22 protein-coding genes, 2 pseudogenes and 1 riboswitch are annotated in these 25,463 nt (G+C 74.8%); of the genes and pseudogenes, 9 read left to right on the forward strand and 15 right to left on the reverse strand.

The genetic code is table 11. The features are described 5' to 3' along the window. Nucleotides 1–8: 8 nt before the first annotated feature. Complete coding sequence (locus tag ACQPZK_RS15955; RefSeq protein ID WP_433539041.1) at nucleotides 9–458, reverse strand: MarR family winged helix-turn-helix transcriptional regulator; 450 nt, start codon at nucleotides 456–458, stop codon at nucleotides 9–11. A gap of 136 nt (nucleotides 459–594) precedes the next feature. Here ACQPZK_RS15955 and ACQPZK_RS15960 point away from each other — a divergent pair, with 136 nt between their 5' ends. The 7 genes from ACQPZK_RS15960 to ACQPZK_RS15990 all read left to right on the forward strand — a co-directional run bounded on the left by ACQPZK_RS15960 (nucleotide 595) and on the right by ACQPZK_RS15990 (nucleotide 7,065). Continuing rightward, nucleotides 595–1,818, forward strand: coding sequence for an MFS transporter (locus ACQPZK_RS15960; protein ID WP_433539042.1), 1,224 nt, complete (start codon nucleotides 595–597; stop codon nucleotides 1,816–1,818). Between the two features lie 140 nt (nucleotides 1,819–1,958). Then, the gene (locus ACQPZK_RS15965) at nucleotides 1,959–2,717 is read left to right on the forward strand and encodes a class I SAM-dependent methyltransferase (RefSeq protein WP_433539043.1); all 759 of its coding nucleotides are present in this window, start codon (nucleotides 1,959–1,961) and stop codon (nucleotides 2,715–2,717) included. A gap of 73 nt (nucleotides 2,718–2,790) precedes the next feature. Further along, entirely contained in the window at nucleotides 2,791–3,267 is a 477-nt protein-coding gene (locus ACQPZK_RS15970; protein WP_433539044.1) for a FluC/FEX family fluoride channel, read from the forward strand. Continuing rightward, nucleotides 3,264–3,626 (forward strand): fluoride efflux transporter CrcB, encoded by a 363-nt coding sequence (gene crcB, locus ACQPZK_RS15975; protein ID WP_433539045.1) that lies wholly within the window; start codon nucleotides 3,264–3,266, stop codon nucleotides 3,624–3,626. Before ACQPZK_RS15970 ends, crcB begins: the two co-directional genes overlap by 4 nt. Before the next feature lie 93 nt (nucleotides 3,627–3,719). Beyond that, entirely contained in the window at nucleotides 3,720–4,244 is a 525-nt protein-coding gene (locus ACQPZK_RS15980; protein ID WP_433539046.1) for a PadR family transcriptional regulator, read from the forward strand. After that, nucleotides 4,241–4,921 (forward strand): ABC transporter ATP-binding protein, encoded by a 681-nt coding sequence (locus tag ACQPZK_RS15985; RefSeq protein WP_433539047.1) that lies wholly within the window; start codon nucleotides 4,241–4,243, stop codon nucleotides 4,919–4,921. The genes ACQPZK_RS15980 and ACQPZK_RS15985 overlap by 4 nt, the downstream gene beginning before the upstream one ends. Then, a complete protein-coding gene (locus ACQPZK_RS15990) occupies nucleotides 4,906–7,065 on the forward strand; it encodes an FtsX-like permease family protein (RefSeq protein WP_433539048.1) in 2,160 nt (719 codons plus the stop codon). The genes ACQPZK_RS15985 and ACQPZK_RS15990 overlap by 16 nt, the downstream gene beginning before the upstream one ends. Nucleotides 7,066–7,097: 32 nt before the next feature. Here the strand turns inward: ACQPZK_RS15990 and ACQPZK_RS15995 are convergent. The 14 genes and pseudogenes from ACQPZK_RS15995 to ACQPZK_RS16060 form a co-directional block, all read right to left on the reverse strand. Then, a pseudogene (locus ACQPZK_RS15995) lies at nucleotides 7,098–7,610 on the reverse strand (CbiX/SirB N-terminal domain-containing protein); the annotation flags it as partial. Between the two features lie 105 nt (nucleotides 7,611–7,715). Continuing rightward, nucleotides 7,716–8,081 (reverse strand): annotated as a pseudogene (locus ACQPZK_RS16000) (sirohydrochlorin chelatase); the annotation flags it as partial. Next, the gene (locus tag ACQPZK_RS16005; RefSeq protein ID WP_433539049.1) at nucleotides 8,078–8,674 is read right to left on the reverse strand and encodes a precorrin-8X methylmutase; all 597 of its coding nucleotides are present in this window, start codon (nucleotides 8,672–8,674) and stop codon (nucleotides 8,078–8,080) included. The pseudogene ACQPZK_RS16000 and the gene ACQPZK_RS16005, both read right to left, overlap by 4 nt. Then, complete coding sequence (locus ACQPZK_RS16010; protein ID WP_433539050.1) at nucleotides 8,671–8,868, reverse strand: DUF362 domain-containing protein; 198 nt, start codon at nucleotides 8,866–8,868, stop codon at nucleotides 8,671–8,673. Before ACQPZK_RS16010 ends, ACQPZK_RS16005 begins: the two co-directional genes overlap by 4 nt. Continuing rightward, nucleotides 8,856–10,760, reverse strand: coding sequence for a precorrin-3B C(17)-methyltransferase (cobJ, locus tag ACQPZK_RS16015; RefSeq protein WP_433539051.1), 1,905 nt, complete (start codon nucleotides 10,758–10,760; stop codon nucleotides 8,856–8,858). Before cobJ ends, ACQPZK_RS16010 begins: the two co-directional genes overlap by 13 nt. Beyond that, entirely contained in the window at nucleotides 10,757–12,091 is a 1,335-nt protein-coding gene (cbiE, locus tag ACQPZK_RS16020) for a precorrin-6y C5,15-methyltransferase (decarboxylating) subunit CbiE (protein ID WP_433539052.1), read from the reverse strand. The genes cobJ and cbiE overlap by 4 nt, the downstream gene beginning before the upstream one ends. After that, entirely contained in the window at nucleotides 12,088–13,239 is a 1,152-nt protein-coding gene (locus tag ACQPZK_RS16025; protein ID WP_396798276.1) for a cobalt-precorrin-5B (C(1))-methyltransferase, read from the reverse strand. The genes cbiE and ACQPZK_RS16025 overlap by 4 nt, the downstream gene beginning before the upstream one ends. After that, complete coding sequence (gene cobM, locus ACQPZK_RS16030; protein ID WP_433539053.1) at nucleotides 13,236–14,060, reverse strand: precorrin-4 C(11)-methyltransferase; 825 nt, start codon at nucleotides 14,058–14,060, stop codon at nucleotides 13,236–13,238. Before cobM ends, ACQPZK_RS16025 begins: the two co-directional genes overlap by 4 nt. Continuing rightward, nucleotides 14,057–14,797, reverse strand: coding sequence for a precorrin-2 C(20)-methyltransferase (gene cobI / locus ACQPZK_RS16035; RefSeq protein WP_433539054.1), 741 nt, complete (start codon nucleotides 14,795–14,797; stop codon nucleotides 14,057–14,059). Before cobI ends, cobM begins: the two co-directional genes overlap by 4 nt. Next, on the reverse strand, nucleotides 14,794–16,149 hold the full coding sequence (locus tag ACQPZK_RS16040) for a cobyrinate a,c-diamide synthase (RefSeq protein WP_433539055.1): 1,356 nt from the start codon (nucleotides 16,147–16,149) through the stop codon (nucleotides 14,794–14,796). Before ACQPZK_RS16040 ends, cobI begins: the two co-directional genes overlap by 4 nt. Next, nucleotides 16,143–16,754 (reverse strand): cob(I)yrinic acid a,c-diamide adenosyltransferase, encoded by a 612-nt coding sequence (cobO, locus tag ACQPZK_RS16045; protein WP_433539056.1) that lies wholly within the window; start codon nucleotides 16,752–16,754, stop codon nucleotides 16,143–16,145. Before cobO ends, ACQPZK_RS16040 begins: the two co-directional genes overlap by 7 nt. 76 nt (nucleotides 16,755–16,830) lie before the next feature. Continuing rightward, nucleotides 16,831–19,194 carry a VWA domain-containing protein gene (locus tag ACQPZK_RS16050; RefSeq protein ID WP_433539057.1) on the reverse strand — a complete coding sequence of 788 codons (2,364 nt, stop codon included), beginning with the start codon at nucleotides 19,192–19,194 and terminating at the stop codon, nucleotides 16,831–16,833. Then, nucleotides 19,191–22,859 (reverse strand): cobaltochelatase subunit CobN, encoded by a 3,669-nt coding sequence (gene cobN, locus ACQPZK_RS16055; RefSeq protein ID WP_433539058.1) that lies wholly within the window; start codon nucleotides 22,857–22,859, stop codon nucleotides 19,191–19,193. The genes ACQPZK_RS16050 and cobN overlap by 4 nt, the downstream gene beginning before the upstream one ends. Before the next feature lie 281 nt (nucleotides 22,860–23,140). Beyond that, a riboswitch (cobalamin riboswitch) is annotated at nucleotides 23,141–23,317 on the reverse strand. A 319-nt stretch (nucleotides 23,318–23,636) separates the two neighbouring features. Next, nucleotides 23,637–23,972: a hypothetical protein gene (locus ACQPZK_RS16060; RefSeq protein WP_355051187.1), complete on the reverse strand. Its 336-nt coding sequence runs from the start codon at nucleotides 23,970–23,972 to the stop codon at nucleotides 23,637–23,639. A gap of 162 nt (nucleotides 23,973–24,134) precedes the next feature. Between ACQPZK_RS16060 and ACQPZK_RS16065 the strand changes: the two genes are divergently transcribed. Together ACQPZK_RS16065 and ACQPZK_RS16070 are read left to right on the forward strand one after the other, a co-directional pair. After that, a complete protein-coding gene (locus ACQPZK_RS16065) occupies nucleotides 24,135–24,674 on the forward strand; it encodes an RNA polymerase sigma factor (protein ID WP_433539059.1) in 540 nt (179 codons plus the stop codon). Continuing rightward, the gene (locus ACQPZK_RS16070; protein ID WP_433539060.1) at nucleotides 24,667–25,401 is read left to right on the forward strand and encodes a hypothetical protein; all 735 of its coding nucleotides are present in this window, start codon (nucleotides 24,667–24,669) and stop codon (nucleotides 25,399–25,401) included. The genes ACQPZK_RS16065 and ACQPZK_RS16070 overlap by 8 nt, the downstream gene beginning before the upstream one ends. The last annotated feature ends 62 nt before the right edge of the window (nucleotides 25,402–25,463 follow it).

A 25,463-nucleotide genomic window follows, 5' to 3' on the forward strand; every position in this document is an offset into this window, starting at 1 on the left:
CCCGGCGGTCAGCGGACGGCCGGCAGCCGGTGCAGGGCGTCGACCAGCGGCGCCAGCTCGGGGGTGCCGTGCGCCTGGGCGAGCGCGTCGGCGAGTACCCGGTCGTGGGTGGGCCGGGCACGGTCGAGCAGCTCGGAACCGGCCGGGGTCAGCTCGGTGTAGATGCCGCGCCGGTCGTCGGCGCAGAGGATGCGGGTCAGCAGTCCGCGCTGCTCCAGGCGGGTGACCAGGCGGGTGGTGGCGCTGCCGGAGAGCGCGGCGGCGCGGGCGAGCTGGCTCATCCGCATGTGCCAGCCGTCCTGGCGCGAGAGCGCGTCGAGCACCGTGTACTCGACGACGGACAGCTCGTGGTCGGCCTGCAACGCCCGCTCCAGGGACGCCTCGATGAGCCCGTGCAGGGCGGCGAGGGTGCGCCAGCCCTGGGCGCGGATCTCCACCGCGTCGTCGGCGATGCCCATGTCGGCCTCCTCGGTGTGATCTGTCCGGGGCCCAGGCTATCACGCTTGCGCCGATATAAGGCGCGTGCAAGTATTTTGTTGCCGGCGCGGGTAGTTGCATGCGCCGCACATCTGACCCCTCCCCGATGGGAAGACCATGTCCGCACGTCAACAGTCCCTGCCGCCCGGCCTGATCGCGCTGGCCATCGGCGCGTTCGGCATCGGCCTCACCGAGTTCGTGATCATGGGGTTGTTGCCCGAGGTCGCGGCCGACTTCGCGGTCACCGAGCCGGTGGCCGGCTGGCTGATCTCCGGCTACGCGCTCAGCGTGGCCGTCGGCGGAGTCGCTCTCACCGCGGCGGTCACCCGACTGCCTCGCAAGCCCGTACTGCTCGGCCTGATGGTGCTCTTCATCCTCGGCAACCTCCTCTCGGCCGTCGCCGGGAACTACGGCGTGCTGATGACCGGTCGCGTCGTCGCCGCGCTCTGCCACGGCGCGTTCTTCGGCATCGGCGCCGTGGTGGCCGCCGGCCTGGTCGCGCCGGCCCGTCGCGCGGGCGCCATCGCCATGATGTTCGCCGGACTGACGATCGCGAACGTGCTCGGCGTACCCTTCGGCACCTTCCTCGGACAGCACTTCGGCTGGCGCTCCACGTTCTGGGCGATCACCGCCATCGGCGTGGTGGCGCTGATCGGGTTGGCCCTGCTCATCCCCGCCCGCGACACCGCCGACGCCGACCGCCCCGCCGGCGGGCTCCGCACCGAACTGGGAGCCTTCACCCACGCGCAGGTCTGGCTCTCCCTGGTGATCACCGTCCTCGGCTTCGGTGGCATGTTCGGCGCGTTCACCTACATCGCCTTCACACTGACCGAGGTCAGTGGGTTCGCCAGCGGCACCGTGCCGTGGCTGCTCGTCCTGTTCGGGGTGGGCCTCTTCGCCGGCAACCTGCTCGGCGGCCGGGCCGCCGACCGGTCGCTGTCGCGCACCCTGGTCACCGTCCTGGCGGCGCTCACCGTGGTGCTGGTCGGCTTCGCGCTGACCGCGACGAGCCCGGCGCTGACCATCGTCGCGCTGGTGCTGATGGGTGGGTTCGGCTTCGCCACCGTCCCGCCGTTGCAGATGCGGATCATGCACTACGCCCGCCAGGCCCCGACCCTGGCGTCCGGAGCGAACATCGCCGCGTTCAACCTCGGCAACGCGCTGGGCGCCTGGATCGGCGGGATGACCATCGCCGCCGGGCTCGGCTACACCTCGCCGATCTGGGCCGGCGCCGCGCTCACCCTGGCCGGACTGCTGGTCCTTCTCGGGGCGCTGCGGTTGGCCCGACGGGACGAGCCGGCGCGGACGGCCGAGGCGGAGCTGGCGGGGACGGCGACCTGACCGCCGGGACGACGACGCCGGGACGGGCGCGGGCCCGACCCGGCATCGCTTCGATCATCGCCCTGCCATCTTCTCGCAGTTGCAAATTATGTGCAACAAGGTCTGGACAACGCTTCGGAGCCGTAACTAGCCTCTTGCGTATGAGTCCTTACATCACCGATCCGTGGGCGTGGCAGGAGAGCTGGGACCGCCAGCAGGAGGCGTACCTGCCGGACCGGGAACACCGGTTCACCGCCATGCTCGACGCCGTCGACGCGGTCGTCGACGGCCGACCGCCGCGCGTGCTCGACCTGGCCGGCGGCACCGGGACCATCTCGTTGCGTACGCTGACCCGCTTCCCCGACGCCGAGGTGACCCTGGTGGACCTCGACCCGGCGCTCCTCGCCATCGCCCGCGCCTCGCTGGGCGGTCGCGCCACCGTCGTCACCGCCGACCTCGGCACGCCCGACTGGCACGCCGCGCTCCCCCACCGGGAGTACGACGCCGTCCTCACCGCCACCGCCCTGCACTGGCTGCCGGCCGACCGGCTCGGGCAGCTCTACGCCGAGCTGCGCGACGCGCTGCGCCCGGGCGGCGTCCTCGTCAACGCCGACCACATGCCCGACGACGCGCTGCCGGAGCTGACCAAGCGACTCCTGGATCGGGCCCGCGACCGGCGCAACGCCCGCTACGCCGCCGGCTCGACGTTGTCCTGGTCGGACTGGTGGGCCCGGGCCGGCGCCGACCCCGCGCTCGCCCCGCTGGTCGCGCGGCGACAGACGATCTACCCGAGCGGGCACAGCCCCGAGTGGAACCCCCCGGTCTCCTGGCACCTGACCGCTCTCACGACAGCCGGCTTCGACCAGGTCGGCACCCTGTGGCGAGGCGGCGCGGACGCCGCCGTCGTGGCCGTACGCTGAGCCGGGGCGTGCGCGGCCGCCGTCCGTGAGCCGTACGCGGACGCCGCCGGCAGCGGCAGTACGCTGAGAACCCGTGGCAGAGCCGCTGGACCCGCGCACCGACCCCGACGTCGACCTCCGGGTACCCGCCGACCGGGGTGAGCTGACCGCGCACCCCGCGACGGTCCTCGCCACCATCGCGGCGGGCGGCGTGCTCGGCGCGCTGGGTCGGGCCGGCCTGCAACACCTCGCTCCGCACACACCGACCGGCTTCCCGTGGGCGACCTTCGCCGTCAACACGTCCGGCTGCCTGCTGATCGGTGTGCTGATGGCAGCGCTCGGGCACCTCGGCGGCGGGCACCCCCTCGCGCGCCCGTTCCTCGGGGTCGGGATTCTCGGCGGCTTCACCACGTTCTCCACCTACGTGGTCGACATCCAGCAGGCGCTCGTCGCGGGCGCCCCGGGCGCCGCGCTGGCCTACCTGGCCGCGACGCTGCTCGGGGCGCTCGTCGCCGTCGCGCTGGGCGACGCCGTCACCGCCCGACTGCTGAACGGCCGAGCGGCCCGATGACCGTCCTGCTCATCGCCCTGGGCGCGGCCGTCGGCGCGCCTCTGCGCTACCTCACCGACCGGGCCGTGCAGTCCCGGCACACCTCGGCGTTCCCCTGGGGCACGTTGGCCGTCAACGTGGTCGGCTCGCTGCTGCTCGGCGCTCTCGTCGGCGTACCGGTGGGTCCGACGGTCAGCGCGCTCCTCGGCACCGGATTCTGCGGGGCGCTGACCACCTACTCGACGTTCAGCTACGAGACGCTGCGGCTGACCAGGGGCGGTCACCGGCTGCTCGCGCTGGCCAACGTGGCGGGCAGCGTCGCCGCGGGGCTCGCCGCGGCCACCGCCGGCTACGCCCTGACCCACGCTCTGACGGGCTGACCCCTCCCACCAGCACGCCCCGGATCAGGGGGCCGACGACGAACACCCTGAAGGTATATACGCGAGGTATACCCTCGGTGTAGTCTCCTCGGCATGAGCGTGCCACTGACCCTGCTCGGCCTCCTCGAACGGGAGCCCAGCCACGGCTATGACCTCAAGCGCGACTACGACGCCTTCTTCGGCCGGGGCAAGCCACTGCCGTTCGGCCAGGTCTACTCCACCCTGAGCCGCCTGGCCCGGGACGGAAAGGTCGTGATCAGCGACGTCGCGCCCGGCGCCGGCCCGGACCGCAAGCGCTACGTCATCACCGACCGGGGCGCGACCGAGGTCGAGCAGTGGTTGACCCAGCCCGTCGACCCGGAACCGCACCTCCAGACGGTGCTCTTCGCCAAGGTCGTGCTCGCGCTGATGACCGACCGTCCCGCCGACGAGTACCTCGACACCCAACGCCGCGCCCACCTGCGCCGGATGCGCGAGCTGACCGAGATCAAGCGCTCCGGCAACCTGGTCGACGCGCTGCTCGCCGACCACGGGCTGTACCACCTGGAGGCGGACCTCCGGTGGATCGAGATGACCGGCGCCCGCCTGGACGCCCTGCGCAAGGAGGTACGGCCATGAGCGCCGTCATCGAGGCCCGCGACGTGACCTTCGCGTTCGGGCAGACACCCGCGCTGCGCGGCGCCAGCATCGCCGTGGACGCCGGCGAGATCGTCGCCGTCATGGGCCCCAGCGGCTCAGGCAAGTCCACCCTGCTGCACTGCCTGGCCGGCATCCTGGTGCCCGACGCCGGCGAGATCCTCTTCGACGGCGCGCGGATCGACACCCTGGCCGAGACCGCCCGCAGCAGCCTGCGCCGCGACCGCTTCGGCTTCGTCTTCCAGTTCGGCCAGCTCGTCCCCGAGCTCACCGCGGTCGAGAACGTGGCCCTGCCGCTGCTGCTCAGCGGTGTCCGCCGCACACCGGCGCTGGCCCGGGCGCGAGCCTGGTTCGCACGCCTCGGGCTGGACGGGCTCCAGGAACGGCGCTCGGGTGAGCTGTCCGGCGGGCAGGCGCAGCGCGTCGCCCTGGCCCGTGGCCTGGTCGCCGAGCCGCGGGTGCTCTTCGCCGACGAGCCGACCGGCGCCCTCGACTCCCTCACCGGCGAGCACGTCATGGACCTGCTCGTCGACGCGGCCCGGGAGCAGGGCACCACGGTCGTCCTGGTGACCCACGAACCCCGGATCGCCGCGTACGCCGACCGCGAGGTCATGGTGCGCGACGGGCGTGTGAACGCGCCGGAATGGGTCGCGTCGTGATCGGCTTCGCGCTGCGCCTCGCCGTGGCGGGCGGCCGAGAGGCGCTCACCCGCCTGATCGTCATCGCCGCCGCCGTCGCGGTCGGAAGCGGGCTGCTGCTGGTCACCCTGGCCGGGGTCAACGCCACCAACGCCCAGCTCACCCGGTACGCCTCGATCTATCCCCAGGCCGCGAGCGACGGCCCGCTGTGGTGGTCGACCCGGGACGACTACTTCCAGGGCCGACAGATCATCCGGATTGACGTCGCCGTCACCGGGCCGAGCGCGCCCGTCCCGGTCGGCGTCCCGGCCACTCCCGGGCCGGGCGAGTTCTACGCCTCCCCCGCGCTGCGTGACCTGCTGGCCGCCCACCCGGCCGCCGAACTGGCCGACCGTTACCCAGGACGTGACCTCGGCGTGGTCGGCCCGGCCGGGCTGACCTCGCCGGACACTCTCCTCGCCATCGTGGGCGGCACACCCGAGCGGGTCGCCGCACTGCCCAACGCGAGACAGGTCCGCAGCGTCGGCGACACTCCCGCGCTTCCCGAGACCACGGTGAACCTCATCCTGGGCGTGGTCGCCGGCGGGCTGCTCTTCCCGGTGCTGATCTTCATCGGCACCGCCACCCGGCTCAGCGCCGCCCGCCGGGAGCAGCGCTTCGCCGCGATGCGCCTGGTCGGCGCGACACCCCGGCAGATCGCGACGGTCGCCGCCGTGGAGTCGGCCCTCGCGGCCGTCGCCGGCACCGCCGTCGGCTTCGGCCTGTTCTACGCCTTCCGGGGCACGCTCGCGGGCATCCCGTTCACCGGCATGCCGTTCTTCCCCGGCGACATGTCGCTGGGGGTGTGGGACATCCTGGCCGTGGCGCTCGGCGTCCCGGCCGGCGCGGCGGTGGCGGCCCGGGTCTCGCTGCGCCGGGTCCGGATCTCGCCGCTGGGCGTCACCCGGCGGGTCACCCCACGGGCGCCGCGCGCGTACCGGCTGATCCCGGCCCTGGCCGGCGTGGCCGTGCTGGTGGCCGCCCTCGGCTACCGGCCCGGGACGTCGGACGGGCAGACGGCGGTGTTCCTGCCCGGTCTGCTGCTCATCATGGCGGGCCTCGTCGTCGCCGGGCCGTGGTTGACGATGGTCGGCGCACGGATCATGGCCCGGTACGCCGACCGTCCGGCCACGCTCATCGCCGCCCGACGGCTCGCGGACAACCCGAAGGCCGGCTTCCGGGCGATCAGCGGGATCATGCTCGCGCTGTTCGTCACGAGCGTCGCCGTCGGCGTGATCACCACCATCGTCGACGAACGCGGCCCGGCACCGGTCGGCTCCACCGACGCGGGCACGGTGACCACCGTCTTCGACGAGAAGCCGACCATGGTGCCGAACACCGTCTTCGCCGACCTTCGGGCGATCAGCGGGGTGCGATCCGCGACCGCCATCCGGGAGAACCCGCAGCTGACGGCCTCCGGAGAGGTCGGCCTGATCGCCTGCGCCGACCTGCCGAGCGCGTACGGCCGGTGCGCCGAGGGCGCGAGCGTCATCGAGGTGCCGTACGGCCTGAGCCGCTGGGAGGAATCGGCGTCGTCCGCGACGGTCTGGCCCGCCGCGTCGCTCACCCTCGACGATCTCCAACGGCTACCGGTGGGGGCGATGGTCGTCGGCACGGACGGCTCCGCCGCCGCCGTCGAGCGGGTCCGCACCGTGTTGGAGGTCGCCTTCCCGACCTTCTGGGTGGGGCCGAACGTGCCCGGCGACTTCGAGTCGGACTTCGCCGACACGCTGCACGGCTGGGAGCAGCTGGCGAACGTCGTCATCATCGCCAGCCTGGCCCTCGGCGGGTGCAGCCTCGCGGTCAGCGTGATCGGCGGCCTGACCGAACGGCGGCGACCGTTCAGTCTGCTACGCCTCAGCGGCGCACCGGTACGGGTGCTGCGCCGGGTCGTCGCGCTGGAGAGCGCCGTACCGATGCTCGCCGTCACCGCCGTCGCCATCGGGATGGGCCTGCTCGCCGCGCACCTCTTCCTGCGGGCGCAGATGGGCTACACGCTCGTCGCGCCGCCGCCACGCTTCGCCGTGATCGTCGTCGTCGGCCTGGCTGCCTGCCTGGGCGTCATTGCCTCGACCATGCCGCTGTTGGAACGCGTCACCGGCCCGGAGACGGCCCGCAGCGAGTGAACCTACGGCCCGGTGGCCACCGCGATCGCCGCATGCCCATGGTGGTGGTGATGGTGGTGGCCGACCGGGTCGTCGGGGTGGTCGTGCGGTTGCTGCGGGCGGCCCACCTTGTCGGCGAAGCCGGGCATCAACACCCGGTAGGCGCAGGTGTCGCAGTTCATCCGGATGTCGCCGCCCAGCGCCTCGTCGTAGCGTTCACGCACCAGGTCGGCGAGGTCGTCGCAGTCGCCGATCACGTCGGCGACACGGACGTCCAGGTCGGGGTGGGCGGCGGCGAACTCGGCCGACTGGGCGACGATCCGGTCGGGCAGCACCCCGGCGAACAGGAAGTACGGCGCGACGACGATCCGCCGCGCGCCGAGCCGGCGCAGCCGTTCCAGCACCGCCGGCACGGACGGTTCGGCGAGGGAGATGAACCCCGGCTCGACGCCCGCGTACCCGCGCCCCTCCCAGAGCAGCCGGGCGACCTTGGCTACCTCGGCATTGGCGTCCGGGTCGGTGGAGCCACGCCCGATCAGCGCGACCCACGTGCCGGCCCGGTCGGCGACCGCCGACGCGCCGTCCGCCCGGTCGACGTCCGCCGAACCCACGTCGGCGCGGTCGACATCCGCCGACACCACGTCGGCGCGGTCGACATCGGCCGGTGACGCGCCCGCCAATGCGGCGTCGATGCGCTCTTCGATGGCCGTGTGCAGCAACGGGTGGGGGCCGAGCGGACGCCCGTAGCGGTACGTCAGCCCGGGGTGCCGCTGCTGCTCCCGGGCCATCGCGGCGGGGATGTCGCCCTTGCCGTGCCCGGCGCCGGTGAGCACCAGTGGCAGCGCGACGAGGGACCGGTGGCCGCGCCCGACGAGCGCGCCGACCGCGTCGGTCAGTGGCGGACGGGACAGCTCGATGAACCCACCCTCGACGTCGCCGATGTCCCCCCGACGCCGGACCCGCTCGACGAGCGCCGCGAACTGCTCGACCCCGGCCGCGCTGCGCGTGCCGTGCCCGACGATGACCAACCCGGTCATGACCTCTCCTCGCTGTAGAGCAGGGCGTTGAGGGCGGCGGCGGCCACCGCCGAACCGCCCTTCTCGCCCACGTTTGACACCCCGGGCAGGCCGCTGGCCCGCAGCGCCGCCTTCGACTCGGCCGCGCCCACGAAGCCGACCGGCAGGCCGACGACCAGCGCCGGCGCGGCGTCCAGGGTGAGTAGTTCGACCAGGGCGGTCGGCGCGCAGCCGACCACCCAGACCGCGCCGGGGCCGACCCGGTCCAGGGCGATCCGCACGGCCGCCGCCGAGCGGGTGATGCCGGCCGCGCGGCCCAGCTCGGCGGCGGCCGGCTCGGCGACCGGGCAGACCAGCTCCAGGCCGGCCCGGGTGATGCCGGCGGCGACCATCGCCACGTCCGTCACCACGGGTACGCCTCCGCGCAGCGCGGCCAGACCCGCTTCCAGGGCCGCCTCGTCGCAGACCAGGTCGTCGACGTACGCGAGGTCGGCGCTGGCGTGCACCACCCGCTCGGTGACCGCCCGGCTCAGCGGCGGCAGGTGCGACAGGTCGACGCGCTCGCGCAGGATGCGGTACGACTCGACCTCGATCGGGTGTACGGCCCGGCTCATCGGGTCCCTCCACTGTGGTCGGGTTCGGTCACGCGGATCGCGTCGACCGGGCAGATCTCCAGGCACTCCAGGCAACCGGTGCACCGGTCGGCGAGTACCGTCAGGCCGCCCGCGACCGGTCGGATCGCGTGGGTGGGGCAGGTGCGCAGGCACGCGCCGCAGCCCTGGCAGGCGTCGATGGTCACGAACGCCACCGGTACCCCCGGGGTGTGACCATCCGCCCGGCGACCAGCCGGGTGTCGCTGTTGCCGACCACGACCACGCTGTACATGTCGACGACGGCCGGATCGACGGTGGCCAGCGTCGCCAGGTGCACACGCTCACCGGCCCGGCTGGCGTTGCGCACCACCCCGACGGGCGTGTCCGGTGGCCGGTGCGCGGCGAGGATGCCGAGCGCCTTGCCGAGCTGCCAGTCGCGGGCCCGGCTGCGCGGGTTGTAGAACACCGTCACGAAGTCGCCCTCGGCGGCGGCGGTCACCCGCCGCTCGATGACCTCCCACGGGGTGTGCAGATCGGACAGGCTGACGTACGCGTGGTCGTGGCCGAGCGGCGCGCCGAGCAGCGCCCCGGCGGCGAGGGCGGCGGTCACCCCGGGCACGCCCACCACGTCGATCCGCTCGTCGGCGTACTCGAGGGCGGGGCTGGCCATCGCGTACACCCCGGCGTCGCCGGACCCGATGAGCGCGACCGCGCGGCCGGCGGCGGCCTCGGCCACGGCGGCGCGGGCCCGCGCCTCCTCCGCGCCGAGTGAGCTGGCGAGCACCCGGGTACCCGGCCGCAGCACGTCACGGACCTGGTCGACGTACTGGTCCAGGCCCACCACCACCGACGCGCGGCGCAGCTCCGCCACCGCACGGTGGGTGCGCAGGTCGGCCGCGCCCGGCCCGAGGCCGACGACGGCGAGCCGGCCGCGCGGCGCGTGCCGCGCCACCGCCACGGTCGCCATCGCCGTCGCGGTCTTGCCCACCAGCAGCGTCGCGTCGTCGACCCGGCCGTCCGCGCCGAGCAGCGCCGCGGCCTCCGCGACGCTCGGCGTGCCGACCGCGGCCCGGACCACCTCGCTGGGGTGCGGCACGTCGACCGCCGCGAGGCGCGTCGCGGGCCAGGTCACCAGGGGTACGCCGAGCGCGTCGGCGGTGCTGCGGATGCCCGCCTCGTCGGCCTTGATGTCGGCGCTGGCCAGGCAGCTCAGGCTCGCCGGGTCGAGGCCGGCCTCGGCCAGCACCCGGTGCAGCAGCTCGGCCACCTCGGCGGCCGGTACGCCCCGACTCGCCCCGACACCGGCGACCAGCGACGGCGGTCGCAGCACGGCGGTCCGCGCGTCGGCCGGCACCACCCGATCGGTGACCACCAGCCGGTAGCGGCCGTCGGCCGCCCGCCCGCCGGCCGCGCCTTCAACGGCCACGCTGCCGGTCGCGCCTGCAACGGCCGCGCCTTCCACGGCGGCGCCCTCGTCGGCCGGGCCTTCAACGGTCGCGCCTTCAACGGTCGCGCCTGCAACGGCCGGGCCTTCAACGGCCGGGCCTTCAACGGTCGCGCCTTCAACGGCGGCGGCCCCGGGGTGGACGGCGTGCACGTTCGGAGGTAGGGCGGGTAGCGGCCAGATGGCGTCGGCGACCAGCTCGACCGGCTCGCCGTCCAGGATGGCGCGGGACACGGCGGCCACCGCGCCCCGCACGGGCCAGCCGAGCGTGTCCAGCCCGGGCAGCCCGACCGCGTCGGTGGCCGTGGTGACCACCGGTCGGGCGTCCAGCAGCGCGCCGACCTGCTCGGCGAGGTCGTTGCCGCCGGCGGCATGACCGCCCAGCAACGCGACCGCGTGCCGGGCCGCCTCGTCCACGACCACGACGGCTGGGTCGGTGCGCTTGTCGCCGAGCAGTGGCGCGAGGACGCGGACCACCGCGCCGGTGGCCAGGAAGGCGACCACCGCGTCGCAGCCCGCCCAGGCGGCGCGTAGCGCGTCGGCGACGCTGTGCCCCTCGATCAGCCGGGCGTGCGGCCAGGCGGCGGCCAGGGTGTCGGCGTGCCGGCGGCCGGCGGCGGTGGCCGCCACCAGTCCGATCCGGGCGGGGGTGTTGTGGTTCACGGGCGCTCCCCGGTGAGGACGACCACCGGGTTGGTGGCCGCGAGTCGGATCGAGCCGCCGGGCAGGTCGGCGAGGCGGGCGACGGAGAGCTGGCTGCCCTCGACCGAGTAGCCGGCGGCGCGCAGCAGGTCCACCGCCGGCGCGACCCGGTCCAGGGCGGCCAGGGTGAGCACGATCCGCCCGGGGTGGCGGGCCACCACGGCGGCGAGGACGTCGACGCCGCCGCCGCCGACAAAGACCGCGTCCGGTTCGGGCAGCGCGTCCAGCGCCGCCGGGGCGCGCCCGACGACGATCCGGACGTCGACGGCGTGCGTGGCGGCGTTGTCCCGGATCGTCGCGGCGGACGCCGGGTCCTGCTCGACGGCGAGCACGGCCGCGCCGAGCAGCGCACACTCGATGCCGACGGAGCCGCTGCCCGCGCCGACGTCCCAGACGAGCCGGCCCAGCCGGGGACGCAGCCGCGCGACGACCAGGGCACGCACCTCCGATTTGGTGATCATGGAGTCGCGGTGGGCGTACCGGCTCTCCGCGAGCGCCCACCCGCCGGCCGGCGCGGCGGCCGGCTGGTTGTCGACGCGCATCCCGCCAACCGCGACGAGGCCGGCCTCGGAGAGGCCGGCCTCGGGCACGGCAGGCGCGGGCACGGCAGGCGCGGACATGGCGACGCTGAGCAGGACGTGTGGGTCGGGCCAGGTGCCGGACGCGGCCTGCGCGGGGGTCACCTCGCGGACGCGTTCGGCGTCGGTGCCGAGGTGTTCGGCGACCAGCAGGCGACGGGACCAGCCGATGAGGCCGGCGCCCAGTTCGGCGGCCCCGGCCCCCGGCGCGGTGAGGACCGCGACCAGTGGCAGGGCCCGGCAGGCGTTCAGCGCCGGTCGCAGGTCGCGGCCGTGCGCGGTGACCACGGCGGCGCCGTCCCAGGACAGTCCGGCGCGGGCGAACGCGGCGGCCACACTGGACACCGCCGGTACCACCCGCAGCGGCAGCCCGGCCGCGCGCAGTCGCCGGACGATGCCGAACAGGCCGGGATCGCCGCTGGCCAGCACGACGGCCGGCACCCGGGCGGCGACGGCGTCGGCCAGTCGGCGCAGGGCCGGGGCGAGCGGTCCGAGGACGACGGTGTCGACGCCGGGCGGTACGGGCACCGTGCCCAGGTGCCGGGCCGCCCCGACGACAAGCCCCGCTCCGGCCAGCGCGGACGCCAGGGCGGGATGCGGTAGCGCCCCGGCGGCGTCCAGCCCGACGACGGTCACCAGCGCCTCCGGGGATGCCCCCGTCGCCGGCGCGTCGCTCGATGTCACACCGCCCACCAGCGCGTCCGGGGCGCTCATCGCGGCCACCGGCCGGACGAGGCGACGACCCGCGCTCCGGCGAAGTCGACCATCGCCACGTCCACGGTGACGGTCGGCCCGGCGAAGCGGCGCAGCACCGCCTGGACCCGCTGGCAGAGCAGGTCTCCGGCGGTGCCGAGCAGACCGGCGGCCTCCCACAGCTCGTACGCGTGCCGCCCGGTGTTGGCCTCGGTCACGGCGGCGACGAGCGCCGGATCGCCACCGGCGTCGGCGGTCACCGCGCCCAGCAGGGAGAGGTCCACCTTGGAGCGGGTGTAGTGGGTCATGAGGATGCCGGCGGCGAGTTTGGCGAGCTTGCCGGCCATGCCGACGAAGACCACCCCGGTCATCGCGTCCTCGACGGCGGCGGTGACCGCCGCACCGGTGAAGTCGCCCACCTCGACGAAGCACACCTCGGGCAGGTCGGGCAGCAGCGCGCGGGCGGCCCGCTCGGTACGCCCACCGGTGCACAGCACCACGGTCCGCTCGCCCTGGGCGGCCATGACGTGCACGGCCTGTACGACGCTGGCCCGCCAGGAGGCCGTGGAGAAGGGCCGGACGATCCCCGTGGTGCCGAGGATCGAGATGCCGCCGAGGATGCCGAGCCGCCGGTTGGTGGTCTTGCGGGCCATGATCTCGCCCCGGGGCACGCTGATGACCACCCGCACGCCGACCTCGGTGAGGTCGACGACCTCGGCCACCGCCTCGCCGATCATCCGGCGGGGCGTGTCGTTGATGGCCGGGCCGCCGACGGCGAGCCCGAGGCCGGGTTTGGTGACGGTGCCGACGCCGGCGCCGCCGGCCAACCGCAGCCCCGGGGCGTCGGTGAAGTCCACGGTGGCGGTCAGCTCAGCGCCGTGGGTGACGTCCGGGTCGTCGCCGGCGTCCTTGACCACGACCGCCTCGGCGCGTACCGGTGGGCTGCCGGTCACCTCGCAGCGTTCCACCGGAAAGCGCACCCGACGGCCGGCGGGCAGCCCGATCTCCACCTCCGGCTGGATCTCGCCGGTCACCAGGGCGGTGACCGCCGCCTTGGCCGCCGCGGTCGCGCACGCGCCGGTGGTCCAGCCGGTCCGCAGCGCGGTGGGCCGGACCTTCGCCGTACGCGGAAGGTCCGGCTCACGCAGCGGCGGCTCGGCGTACGTCATGGGGTTTCGGTTTCTCCGGCGCGGGCGCGGCGCAGCTCGGCGCGGGCGGCCGGTTCGGCGCGACGGAAGGTGTGGAAGTGCCCCGGGTGGTAGAGGTGTGAACGGGTGCCCGTCGCGGCGAGGGCCGGCCCGACCAGGAACAGGGTGTGCTTCCACAGCTTGTGCCGCTTGACCGTGGCCTCCAGCGTGCCGACCGTGCAGGTCACGACCAGCTCGTCGGGCCAGGTGGCCTGGTACGCCACGACGGCCGGGGTGTCCGCCGGGTAGCCGCCGGCCAGCAGCTCGGCCTGCACCTGCCCGGAGCGGGCGGCGGACAGGAACAGCGCCATCGTCGTGCCGTGTCGGGCGAAGTCACGGACCCGCTCGCCGGGCGGCATGGGGGTCTTGCCTCCTTCGAGGCGGGTGAGGATGACCGACTGGGCCACCTCGGGCACGGTCAGCTCCCGCCCGACCAGCGCCGCGACGGCGGTGAACGAGGAGACTCCGGGCACGATCTCGACGGCCAGGCCGAGCGCCCGGCACAGGTCCAGTTGCTCCTGCACGGCCCCCCAGAGGGCCGGGTCGCCGGAGTGGATGCGGGCCACGGTGAGCCCGTGCTCGGCGGCCCGCTCGTAGAGCGGCAGCACCCCCTCGATGGGCAGTTGCGACGAGTCGACGACCTCGGCGTCGGGGCGGGCGTGGTCGAGCACGTCGGCGTGCACCAGGCTGGCCGCCCAGATCACGATGTCCGCCGTGGCGATCACGCGGGCGGCCCGCAGGGTCAACAGGTCCGCGGCGCCCGGGCCGGCGCCGACGAACCACACCTTGCCGTCGCTGGTCACAGCTTTCCTCCTCGGTGCGCGCGGCGGGCGGGGACCAGCAGCGTGGACAGGTACGGCAGGTCGGTCCCGGTGTCGTCGACCGGGCCGACCCGTTCGCCGGGCAGGCCCAGGGCGCGCCCGAGCACCGCGTTCCGAAGGCGGCCCTGCCGGCGTAGCTCGGCCAGCAACTCGGGGTGCCGCCGCCAGCCCTTGTAGACGACCACGGTGCCCGGCCCGGCGAGGGCGTCGGCGAACGGCGCGAGGCCGGCGGTGGCCGGCAGCAGCGTGAGCGGTTCGCGTCCCTCGACCAGCGGGACGCCGCTGCGCGCGGCCAGCTCCTGCATGGCCGTCACGCCGGGCACCGTCGCCACCCGCACGGCCGGGCGCAGGGCCCGCACGCTCTGCGCCAGGTAGCCGAAGGTGGAGTAGACGTTGGGGTCGCCGATGGTCGCGAAGGCGAGCGATTGTGCGCCCGCGTCGATCGCCTCGACGACCGTCCGGGCGGCCTCGTCCCACGCCGCCGCGCGGCGGGCGGTCACCCCGCCCCGGTCGTCGAGGGCGAACGGCAGCCGGCGCAGCCGGTCCGCCGGCACGTGTTCCCGCACGGTCGTCTCGGCCCGCCCGGCGTCCGCACCGGGCCGGTCTGCCATCACGGGTACGAGGACCACGTCGGCCTCACGCAGGACCCGCACCGCCTTGACGGTGAGCAGTTCCGGGTCACCCGGGCCGACACCGACCCCGGTCAACGTGGCGGTCATCGGCACGCCTCGACCAGCCGGCGGGCCGCCTCCGGGTGCCCGGCCCAGTGGGTGTGCAGGTAGGAGGCGTGCACCCGGCCGCTGACGAAGCCGTGCTCGGTGTCGTTCCAGCGCCACGCCGGCGTCTCGCCGTGCCCCGGGTCCGTGGTGGTGCGGTGGAACTCGTGGCCGCGTACCGGCTCGCCGGCCCGGGCCACCGGTGAGTCGGTGACGGCCACCGCCTCGCGGTAGCCGAGGGTGAGCCGGCCGGTCATCCGGGCGGTCAGGTCCAGCCGGCCGCACATGGGTACGCCGTCCAGGGACCGCCCGAGGTAGAGCAGCCCGGCGCACTCGGCCACGATCGGCCCGTCGAAGTCGGCCAGTTCGGCGCGGAGCGTGCCGTTGCCGGCCAGCGCCTCCGCGTACGCCTCGGGGAAGCCGCCGCCGATCACCACCGCGCGGGTGCCGGCGGGCAGGGACCGGTCGCGCAGCGGGTCGACGGTGACGACGTCCGCGCCGGCGGCGGTGAGCAGTTCGGCGGTCTCGGCGTACGAGAAGGTGAAGGCCGGACCACCGGCGACCGCGACCTGTGGCCGCCCGAGGCCCGCCGGCTTGCCGACGGCCTGGACCGGGTCCCACGCGGGGGCGGTCAGCGGCGGGGCGTCGCGGGCCAGGTCGAGCACGGCGTCGAGGTCGACGGTGGCCTCGACCAGGTCGGCGAGTGCGGCGACGATGGCGAGGGATTCGGGGGCCCGTTCGGCGACCGGCACCAGCCCGAGGTGCCGGGCGGGCGCGGCGACCTCGGCGGCGCGGGTGAGCGCCCCGAGCACTGGTACGCCCACCTCGGCGAGAGCGTCGCGCAGCAGCGTCTCGTGCCGGGGTGAGCCGACCCGGTTGAGGATCACGCCGCCGATCCGCACGGCGGGGTCGAACGCGGCCATGCCGAGGGTCAGCGCGGCGGCCGAGCGGCCCTGCGCGGTGGTGTCCAGCACCAGCAGCACGGGCGCGTCGACGAGCCGGGCGACGTGTGCCGTGGAGGCGAAGTCGCGGCGGCCCACCGCGCCGTCGTGCAGGCCCATGACGCCCTCCACCACGGCGATGTCGGCGGGCGTGGGGACGCTCGCGCCGTGCCGCAGCAGGGCGGCGATCCGCTCGGGCCCGACCAGGAACGGGTCGAGGTTGCGGCCGGGCCGCCCGGCGGCGAGGGCGTGGTAGCCGGGGTCGATGTAGTCCGGGCCTACCTTGTGCGGGCTGACCGCCAGGCCGCGCCGGCGCAGGGCGGCGAGCAGCCCGGTGGCGACGGTCGTCTTGCCGTGGCCGCTGGCCGGCGCGGCGACCACCACCCGGGGCAGCGACAACGGTGTGCTCACCACTCGATGCCCTTCTGGCCCTTCTGGCCGGCGTCCATCGGGTGCTTGACCTTGGTCAGCTCGGCCACCAGGTCGGCGGCGGCGACCAGGCGCGGGTCGGCGTCGCGCCCGGTGATGACGACGTGCTGGAAGCCGGGGCGGTCGGCGAGGGTGGCGACGACCTCGTCGACGTCCACCCAGCCCCACTTCATCGGGTAGGTGAACTCGTCCAGCACGTACAGCCCGTAGCGCTCGGTGGCCAGGTCACGCTGGATCTGCCGCCACCCCTCCAGGGCGTCGGCGGCGTGGTCGGCCTCGCCGCCGCGCTGGATCCAGGACCAGCCCTCACCCATCTTGTGCCAGGCGACCGGCGCGCCCTGGCCGGTACGCTCGTGCACCTCGCCGAGCGCCCGGAAGGCGTTCTCCTCCCCCACCCGCCACTTGGCGCTCTTGACGAACTGGAACACGCCGACCGGCAGGCCGGCCGTCCAGGCCCGCAGCGCCAACCCGAAGGCGGCCGTCGACTTCCCCTTCATCTGCCCGGTGTGGACGATGACGAGCGGCCGGTGCCGCCGCTGCCGGGTGGTCAACCCGTCAGCGGGCACGGACGTCGGTTGTCCCTGCGGCATCAGCCCATCCCCCGTCCCGTGTCCAGCTGTCCCGCGATCTTGCAGTTTCTGTTGACCATTTGTGTCCTTGAGTCCTTTATGCCGCGACAGAAACTGCAAGATCGCGGGGGTGGGGGTGGGGGTGGGGGTGGGTCAGGGTTGCGAGGGGGTGTACGGGTGCGGTGAGCTGGGTTGCCAGGCGGGTGGCCAGGTTGAGGCGGATCGGGCCGGTCTCGCAGTCGACGACCACGCAGGGGGCTCCGGTTGCCGCCAGTACTCGGGCCGCCGCTGCTGCGCGGTCCAGCGGGCGGGTTCCGGCGGTGGCTCTGCCGTCGGTGACGATGAGGACCAGGGGGCGGCGCTTCGGATCGCGCAGGCGCTCCACGCGCAGCAGATCGGCGGCGGCCAGCAGGCCCTCGGCCAGTGGCGTCCGCCCGCCGGTCGGCAGTTCGGCCAACCGGGTCGACGCGGCCAGCACCGAGGAGGTGGCCGGCAGCAGCGTCCGCGCGCCGGCGCCCCGGAAGGCGATCACCGCGACCTTGTCCCGGCGCTGGTACGCGTCGGTGAGCAGAGCGAGGACCGCGTCCTTCACGGTGACCATCCGCTGCCGCGCGCCCATCGACCCGCTGGCGTCCACCACGAACAGCACGAGATTGCCCTCGCGCCCCTCCCGGACCGCCTCGCGCACGTCGTCCGGGCGCAGTCGCAGCGGACCGGTGAGCCTCCCTCGCGCCGCCTGGTGCGGCGCGGCGGCACGGATGGTGGCCGGCAGGTGCAGCGCGCCGACCCGGCCCGCCGGAATGCGCGCGCTGGTCGTCCGCCCGCGCCCGGTACGGGCGCGCGACCGCCGGCCGGGCACCCCGTCACCGACGCCGGGCGCGGTGAGCAGCCGGGCCCGCAGGCCAGCCCGGGGTACGGCCACCGCCCCGCCGTTCCAGTCCCGATCGTCGCCGCCGTCGCTCGGCCCCGCGTCTCCGGGCCGTCGACGCGGCCTGCCTCTGCCGTCGGCCTGCGATCGGTCGGAGGGCCTGCCCGCGCCGGCGTCGCCGACCTGCGGCTCGGGACCGTCGCCGCGCTCGCCCCCGCCGGTGCCGCGCTCGCCCCCGCCGGTGCCGCGCTCGTCCCCGCCGGTGGAGCTGTGTCGTTCCGGGCCGCCGGTCGGGTCGGGGGCGGCACCACCACGGCCACGAGCGTCCGGTCCGTACCCATCGGAACGGTGACCACCGCCCGGGCCGCTGCCCTCACCGCCCGGGTCGCCCGCACCGCCGGCACTGCTGCCCGGGCCGCCACCGTCCGGGCCGCCGCCTCCGCGGTCCGGGCCGTCGGGGCGCGGGCCGGCGGGGCCGCCGTCGTGCGGGCCGCCGTCGTCGTCCGGGTCGTCCGGGTGGGCGTCCTGGGCCCGTTGCAGCGCCTCGTCGAGGCGCTTCTCGTCGAGCCCCGGCGTGTCGAACGGGTCGCGGCGACGGCGGTGCGGCAGCGCCAGCCGGGCCGCCACCCGAACGTCGTCGCCGGTGACCCGGTCCCGCCCCTGCCAGGCGGCGTGGGCGAGAGCGGTTCGGGCGGTGACGATGTCGGCGCGCATCCCGTCCACGTCGAACGCCGCGCACACTTCGGCGATCTGCCGCAGCGCGGAGTCCGGCAGGCGTACCCCGGGAAGCCGGCGGCGGGCGGCGGCCACCTGGGCGGCGATCTCGGTGTCGGCGTCGGCCCACCGGGCGGCGAATCCGGCCGGGTCGGCGTCGGCGGCGAGCCGACGGCGGACCACCTCCACCCGGATCTCCGGGTCCCGGCTGGCGTTCACCTCCACGGTCAGCCCGAACCGGTCGAGGAGCTGCGGACGCAGTTCCCCCTCCTCCGGGTTCATGGTGCCGACCAGCAGGAACCGGGCGGCGTGACTGACCGAGACGCCCTCGCGCTCGACGTGACTACGGCCCATCGCCGCCGCGTCGAGCAGCAGGTCGACCAGGTGGTCGTGCAGCAGGTTGACCTCGTCCACGTAGAGCACGCCCCGGTGCGCGGCGGCGAGCAGACCCGGTTCGAAGGCGCGTACGCCCTCGCCGAGCGCCTTCTCCAGGTCCAGCGACCCGACCACCCGGTCCTCGGCGGCGCCGACCGGCAGCTCGACGAGGCGCGCCGGGTGGGTCTCGGCGGCCGACCCCTGCGGGTGCGGCCCGTCCGGGCAGGCCGGATCGGGCTCGGTCGGATCGCACCCGAAGCGGCAGCCGGCCACCCGGCGTACCGGGGGAAGCAGCGCGGCGAGCGCGCGGACGGCGGTGGACTTGGCGGTGCCCTTCTCGCCCCGGACGAGGACGCCGCCGATCGCCGGGGAGACGGCGTTGAGCAGCAGTGCCAGCCGCATGTCGGCCATGCCGAGCACGGCGCTGAACGGGTACGTGGGCACTGGGCCTTCTTTCGTTCGCGACTGCGGGGCTCGCAAAACCGGCTCACTCCTCGCGCTCACACCCGGTCCTCCAGGTCGCCCTCGCTGGCCAGGTACGTGTCGCGGAGGCGGTCCAGGGTGGCCGGCTCGGGCTTGGCCCACAGCCCCCGGTCGGCGGCCTCCAACAGTCGCTCGGTGATGCCGCGCAGCGCCCACGGGTTGGACTGCTCCAGGAACTCCCGGGTGGTGTCGTCGAAGAGGTACGCGGCGGCCAGGTGCTCGTACATCCAGTCGTCGACGACACCTGCCGTGGCGTCGTAGCCGAACAGGTAGTCCACGGTGGCCGCCAGCTCGAACGCGCCCTTGTAGCCGTGCCGACGCATGGCGGCGATCCACTTCGGGTTGACCACCCGGGCCCGGAACACCCGCCGGGTCTCCTCGCCCAGCGTGCGGGTCCGCACGTCGTGCGGCATCGCCGAGTCGCCCACGTACGCCGCCGGTGACGTGCCGGTGAGGTGGCGGACCATCGCAACCATCCCGCCGTGGTACTGGAAGTAGTCGTCCGAGTCGACGATGTCGTGCTCGCGGGTGTCCTGGTTCTTCACCGCCACGGCGATGCGTGCGAACGAACGCTCCATGTCGGCGCGCGCCTCCCGCCCGTCCAGGCCCCGGCCGTACGCGTAGCCGCCCCAGACCGCGTACACCTCGGCCAGGTCGGCGTCGGTGCGCCAGGTCCGGGCGTCGATCAGCGGCAGCAGGCCCGCGCCGTACGCGCCGGGCTTGGAGCCGAAGATGCGGGCGGTGGCCCGCCGCTCGTCGCCGTGCTCGGCGAGGTCGGCGGTGACGTGCGCCCGCAGGTAGTTCTCCTCGTCCGGCTCGTCGAGCGCGGCGACCTGCCGTACGGCGTCGTCGAGCAGCGCCACCACGTGCGGGAACGCGTCCCGGAAGAAGCCGGAGATGCGCACCGTGACGTCGACCCGGGGCCGGCCCAGCTCGGCGGTCGGCACCACCTCGACGCCGGTGACCCGCCGGGACCGGTCGTCCCACACCGGCCGGCAGCCCAGCAGCGCGAGCACCTCGGCGATGTCGTCGCCCTGGGTGCGCATCGCGCTGGTGCCCCACACGGTCAACCCCACCGAGCGGGGGTACGCGCCGGTGTCGGCGAGGTGCCGGGCCAGCAGCGAGTCGGCCAGGGCCACGCCGACGTCCCAGGCGTTGCGGCTGGGGATGGCCTTCGGGTCGACGGAGTAGAAGTTCCGGCCGGTGGGCAGCACGTTGACCAGGCCCCGGGTGGGCGAGCCGGACGGGCCGGGCGGCACGAAACGACCGTCGAGCGCGCCGAGGGTGTTGCGCAGCTCGTCGGTGGTGCGCTCCAGCCGGGGCACCAGCTCGGTGGCGGCGAAGCGCAGCACCGCGGCGGCGTCCGGAATCGGCTGGCCGGCCACCTCGGCGACGACCGTGTCGGCGGCGTCGACGGCCCAGCCGAGGGTCTCCATGCCGACGACCAACCGGCGCGCGAGTCCCTCGATGAGGTCGATCGCGTCGGCTGCGGTGCCGGCCGGCCCGTCCACCGCGTCGGTCAACGCGGCGGGCACGGCGATCCGCTGTCCCGGTGCCGCGAGCAGCGCCTGCTCGTCGAGGGCGTACGCGGCGGCGAGGGCCTGCCGCAGGCCGGGCAGGGCCTGCGCGCCGCCCCAGATCTGCGGGGCGCGCAGCACCGCGAGGACCAGGTTGACCCGCGGCTCGCCGGTGGGCGCGTCGGCGAGGATGTGCAGCCCGTCGCGGATCTGCACGTCCTTGACCTCGCACAGGTAGCCGTCGAGGTGCAGCACGAAGTCGTCGAAGTCGTCCGCGTCGGGCATCGCCTCGGTGTGCAGGTCGTGGTGCAGCTCGGCGGCACGCACCAGGTCCCAGATCTGGGCCCGCACGGTGGGCACCTTGGCCGGGTCGAGCGCCTGCACGGTGGCGTACTCGTCCAGCAGTTGCTCCAGCTTGGCCAGGTCGCCGTACGTTTCGGCGCGGGCCATCGGCGGCACCAGGTGGTCGACGACCACGGCGTGCGCCCGCCGCTTGGCCTGGGTGCCCTCACCGGGGTCGTTGACGATGAACGGGTAGACCAGCGGCAGGTCCGCGAGGACGGCGTCGGGCGCGCAGTCGGCGGCCAGGCCGAGTCCCTTGCCCGGCAGCCACTCCAGGGTGCCGTGCTTGCCCAGGTGCACCACGGCGTCCGCGCCGAAGCCGCCGTCCGAGACCGGAGCGGCGAGCCAGCGGTACGCGGCCAGGTAGTGGTGGCTCGGCGGCAGGTCCGGGTCGTGGTAGATGGCGATCGGGTTCTCCCCGAAACCACGTGGCGGTTGGATCAGCAGCGCCACGTTGCCGAAGCGCAGCCCGGCCAGCACGATGTCACCGCCCTCGGTGTACAGCTCGCCGGGCGGCTCACCCCAGTGCTCCCGCATCCGCGCGCGCAGCTCGACCGGGATCTGCTCGAACCACCGCCGGTACGTCTCCCCGGGCACCCGCGCCTCGGCGGCCGCCAACTGCTCCGGCGTGAGCCACTCCACGTCGTGCCCACCTGCGGCGATCAACGCGTGGATCAACGCGTCACCGTCCGTGGGCGGCGGCGCGTGGCCCAGGTCGTAGCCGGCCTCGGCGAGCGCGGCGAACAGCCGGACCGCCGAAGCCGGGGTGTCCAGCCCGACGGCGTTGCCGACCCGGGAATGCTTGGTGGGGTACGAGCTGAGCACCACGGCGATCCGCTTGTCGGCGTTCGGCACGTACCGCAGCCGGGCGTGCCGCACCGCGATGCCGGCGACGCGGGCGGCCCGCTCGGGGTCGGCGACGTATACCGAGAGACCGTCGGCGTCGACCTGCTTGAACGAGAACGGCACGGTGACGATCCGGCCGTCGAACTCGGGGATGGCCACCTGCATCGCCGCGTCCAACGGGGACAGTCCGGCGTCGCTGCCGGCCCACTGCTCGCGTGTGCTGGTCAGGCAGAGCGCCTGGATGACCGGCACGTCCAGGGCGGCGAGCGCGCCGACGTCCCAGGCGTCCTCGTCGCCGCCCGAGGAGGCGTCCGCCGCGACCGCGCCACCGGCCGCGAGGACGGTGACCAGCAACGCGTCGCAGCGGGCGAAGAGCCCGAGCGGGCCGGCGCCGGCGGTCAGCCCGCGCAGCGAACCGCAGAAGATCGGCAGCGGGTTGCCGCCGGCCGCGCGCACCGCCTCGGCCAGCACGTCGACGAACGCGGTATTGCCGGCCAGGGCGTGCGCCCGGTAGAAGACGATCCCGATGGTGGGCCGATCCGGTTCGGTGGGGTACTCACCGTGCACGCCGTACGACGGGGTCGGCGCGGGCGGGGCGAATCCCTCGCCGGTGAGCAGGACCGTGTCGGAGAGGAACCGGGCCAGCTCCCCCAGGTTGTCCGGCCCACCCTCGACCAGGTACGCGAGGGCCTGGGCGACCACCCCGGACGGCACCGTGGAGACCGCCATCAGCTCCGCGTCGGGCAGCGCCTCGCCGCCGAGCACGACCGTGGGCACGCCGCTCGCGAGCACCGCGGCGAGGCCGTCCGGCCACGCCTGCCGTCCCCCGAGCAGGCGTACGACGGCGAGGCCGACCCCGTCCAGCAGGGCGGGCACCTCGCCGGCCGCCACGCGGGCGGGGTTGGCGAGCCGGTAGTCGGCGTCGCTGGCACGGGCGGCCAGCAGGTCGGTGTCGGCGGTGGAGAGCAGCAGAATGCGCACGGCAGGCTCCGGACGGTAACGTCAGCGCGTTCGCGGAGGCGATTCGGCGACGACGTGGGGTGAGCGCGGGGTTCAGGGGGCGCCGCGGCCCGGACCGCTCACCGGCACGGGGCCGGCAGCGACGGGTGGCGTGGCGCGGAACTCAGCGGGAAACGGAGTCGATGCCGATCGCGGCGACAGCACGGCCGCAGTGCGGGAGACGGCAGCGGTGCGGAAGACGGCTGCGGCCGTCGATGGTGGAGACGCCAAGCGTCATCGGGTCCTCCTCGGGTGTCCACGCCCTGGGGTACGTCCCGACGGCCGAAGTATCCTGGCTTCCGGATCGACGCTCTCCCCCGGCCTTCCAACCGCAGACACACGGTCGTGACTCACGAGGGGGGATCACTCCCCGGTGACAGTGGCGGGACCGCGTCGGATTCGCACCGACTTCCTTCACTGCCGTCAGGCCGCGAATGCTGCCACACCGCCGAGCCGCCGGTCAACGCCGCCCCGACCCGCCGGGCGGGTGTGACGCGGCGACGGATCGGCGGGTGACGCGGCGACGGATCGGCACACCGCGATGCCCCCCCGGACCTGCACCCACGGTCCTTTGCTCTGCTTCCCCATAGGCGACACTGCGGCCCGCTGGCTGTCGCGTATAGGGAAGCAGAGCAAAGGACGCGTCACACGCCCTGGCCCGCGCGGTCGCTCAGCGTGGCGCCGCCCATCCGGCACGCTGGTCGGTCATCCCGGCCCGGCAGATCAGCGGGGACGCGGGGACGGTCTGACGCGGAGGGCTCAGCGGGCGTGGCGCTCCGGGTGTGCCCGATTCCACACCCGCATCCGCTCCGGGTAGCCGGTGCGGGCCGCCTCGTACAGCGGCACCGCGTGCTTGCGGGCGATGTCGCCGGCCGCACGGGGTGTGCCGGTGCGGCGACGGATCCACTCGCCGTCATGGGCGATCGCGACCACGGTGGTGTCGGTGGCGGTCGTCTCGGGTTCCAGGTAGAACTCCACGCCCCGCCGGCTGGTGACGAACGCCTCCAGCGCGGCGAGGTCCTCCCGGGTGGCCTCCCGGTCCAGCTTCGTCGGGGTCGCCTCGGCGCTTCGAGACCGCCGGTTGAACCAGCCCATGCCCAGCCCCTCTCCCTCGACTCCACTCCCAGTTCAGCACCGATTCCTGGCAACACGCTGGACGGCGGGTGGGAGAAATCTGACTCGTCCGGGGCGGAACCCGACGCGCGCGGGTGGTGTCATCAGTGCGAGTCCGACCGGAGGTTCCCCCTGGACGACGACGTGCTCGTCAGCCGCGCCCGATCCGGTGACCTGGAGGCGTACGACCTCCTGGTCGCCCGGCACACCGCGTCCGCGTACCGGACGGCGGTGCTGCTCGGTGCGGGTTCGGACTCCGAGGACGTCGTCCAGGAGGCGTTCGTGAAGGGCTACCGCAAGCTGTCCCGTTACCGGGGAGAGTCGTCCTTCCGCTCCTGGTTGCTGGCGATCGTCGCCAACGAGACCCGCAATCTGCACCGGTCCCGCTCCCGGCGGGACGGCCTGGTCCTGCGGGCGGCGGCGAATCCGCCACCGGAGATCGCCGAGGACGACGCCGTCGACGCGGTCCTGGCCGGCGAGCGTCGGGCGGCGCTGGTGGCGGCCCTGCGACAACTGCCGGTACGCGACCGCGAGGTGATCGTCTGCCGGTTCTTCCTCGATCTCGGCGAGCAGGAGACGGGCGTCCTGCTCAGCTGGCCCCGGGGAACGGTGAAGTCCCGTACCTCCCGGGCACTGGCGAAGCTGCGCGCCCTGCTCGCCGACGAGGAGGTGCGGCATGGATGACCTCGCCCGCGACGACCTCGAAGCGGAGCTGCGTGACCTCGGCGGCTGGCTGGACACGCCCGCCGCGCCGGACGTGACGGCGCGCGTGCACGACCGGCTCGTGGGGGGCGTACGCGGGTGGCGTCGGTGGCGTTCGGTGGCCGCGGCGGCGCTCGCGGCCCTGCTGGTCGCGGCGCTGCCGCCGACGCGCGCCGCCGTCGCCGACGCGGTCGGTGAGGTGCTGCGCTTCGCCGGCGTCGACATCGTCACGTCGTCCAGCCCGTCGCCGCCCGGGGACGAGCCGTCACCCCTGCCGTCGCTGCGGACGGTGGGGCTCGACGAGGCGCGGCGGGCCGTGCGCTTCCCGATCCGTGTCCCGGCCGCGCTCGGTCCGCCGGAGCGGGTGTCGGTCGCCGACCCCGACGGCACCGGCGCGTGCTGGGTCGCGACGCTGCTCTACGAGGGCGGCACGGTACGTCTCGACGCGTTCGACGGTCGCCTCGACCTGGCGTTCCACAAGCAGACGAGCCAGCCGGGAGCGGAGTGGACGCAGGTCGAGGGTGACTTCGCCATCTGGGTCGACGGTCCCCACGTGCTGTCCTACGTCGACCGTTCGGGTCAGATCCGCCGGGAGACCGCCCGACTCGCCGCGTCGACCCTGATCTGGGAACAGGCCGGCGTGACCTACCGGCTGGAGGGTGCGCGCAGCAAGGCCGTGGCGCTCGAGATCGCCCGTTCGCTCCCCTAGGAACCCGTGCGGCCCGGCCGGTGTCTCCAGACCGGGGCACATGTTGTTTCGGGAGGGAGCGC

It is taken from the genome of Micromonospora sp. CA-249363 (genome assembly GCF_050950185.1).
In the GTDB taxonomy this organism is placed as follows: domain Bacteria; phylum Actinomycetota; class Actinomycetes; order Mycobacteriales; family Micromonosporaceae; genus Micromonospora.

Bases quoted from the DNA above. Each gene is read 5' to 3' on its own strand.
- ACQPZK_RS16005 (WP_433539049.1), bottom strand. From the start codon at position 8,674: ATGAGCCGGGCCGTACACCCGATCGAGGTCGAGTCGTACCGCATCCTG.
- ACQPZK_RS15965 (WP_433539043.1), top strand. From the start codon at position 1,959: ATGAGTCCTTACATCACCGATCCGTGGGCGTGGCAGGAGAGCTGGGAC.
- cobO (WP_433539056.1), bottom strand. From the start codon at position 16,754: ATGCCGCAGGGACAACCGACGTCCGTGCCCGCTGACGGGTTGACCACC.
- crcB (WP_433539045.1), top strand. From the start codon at position 3,264: ATGACCGTCCTGCTCATCGCCCTGGGCGCGGCCGTCGGCGCGCCTCTG.
- ACQPZK_RS16025 (WP_396798276.1), bottom strand. From the start codon at position 13,239: ATGACGTACGCCGAGCCGCCGCTGCGTGAGCCGGACCTTCCGCGTACG.
- ACQPZK_RS15985 (WP_433539047.1), top strand. From the start codon at position 4,241: ATGAGCGCCGTCATCGAGGCCCGCGACGTGACCTTCGCGTTCGGGCAG.
- cbiE (WP_433539052.1), bottom strand. From the start codon at position 12,091: ATGAGCGCCCCGGACGCGCTGGTGGGCGGTGTGACATCGAGCGACGCG.
- ACQPZK_RS16060 (WP_355051187.1), bottom strand. From the start codon at position 23,972: ATGGGCTGGTTCAACCGGCGGTCTCGAAGCGCCGAGGCGACCCCGACG.
- ACQPZK_RS15990 (WP_433539048.1), top strand. From the start codon at position 4,906: ATGGGTCGCGTCGTGATCGGCTTCGCGCTGCGCCTCGCCGTGGCGGGC.
- cobI (WP_433539054.1), bottom strand. From the start codon at position 14,797: ATGACCGCCACGTTGACCGGGGTCGGTGTCGGCCCGGGTGACCCGGAA.
- ACQPZK_RS15955 (WP_433539041.1), bottom strand. From the start codon at position 458: ATGGGCATCGCCGACGACGCGGTGGAGATCCGCGCCCAGGGCTGGCGC.
- ACQPZK_RS15960 (WP_433539042.1), top strand. From the start codon at position 595: ATGTCCGCACGTCAACAGTCCCTGCCGCCCGGCCTGATCGCGCTGGCC.
- ACQPZK_RS16070 (WP_433539060.1), top strand. From the start codon at position 24,667: ATGGATGACCTCGCCCGCGACGACCTCGAAGCGGAGCTGCGTGACCTC.
- ACQPZK_RS15980 (WP_433539046.1), top strand. From the start codon at position 3,720: ATGAGCGTGCCACTGACCCTGCTCGGCCTCCTCGAACGGGAGCCCAGC.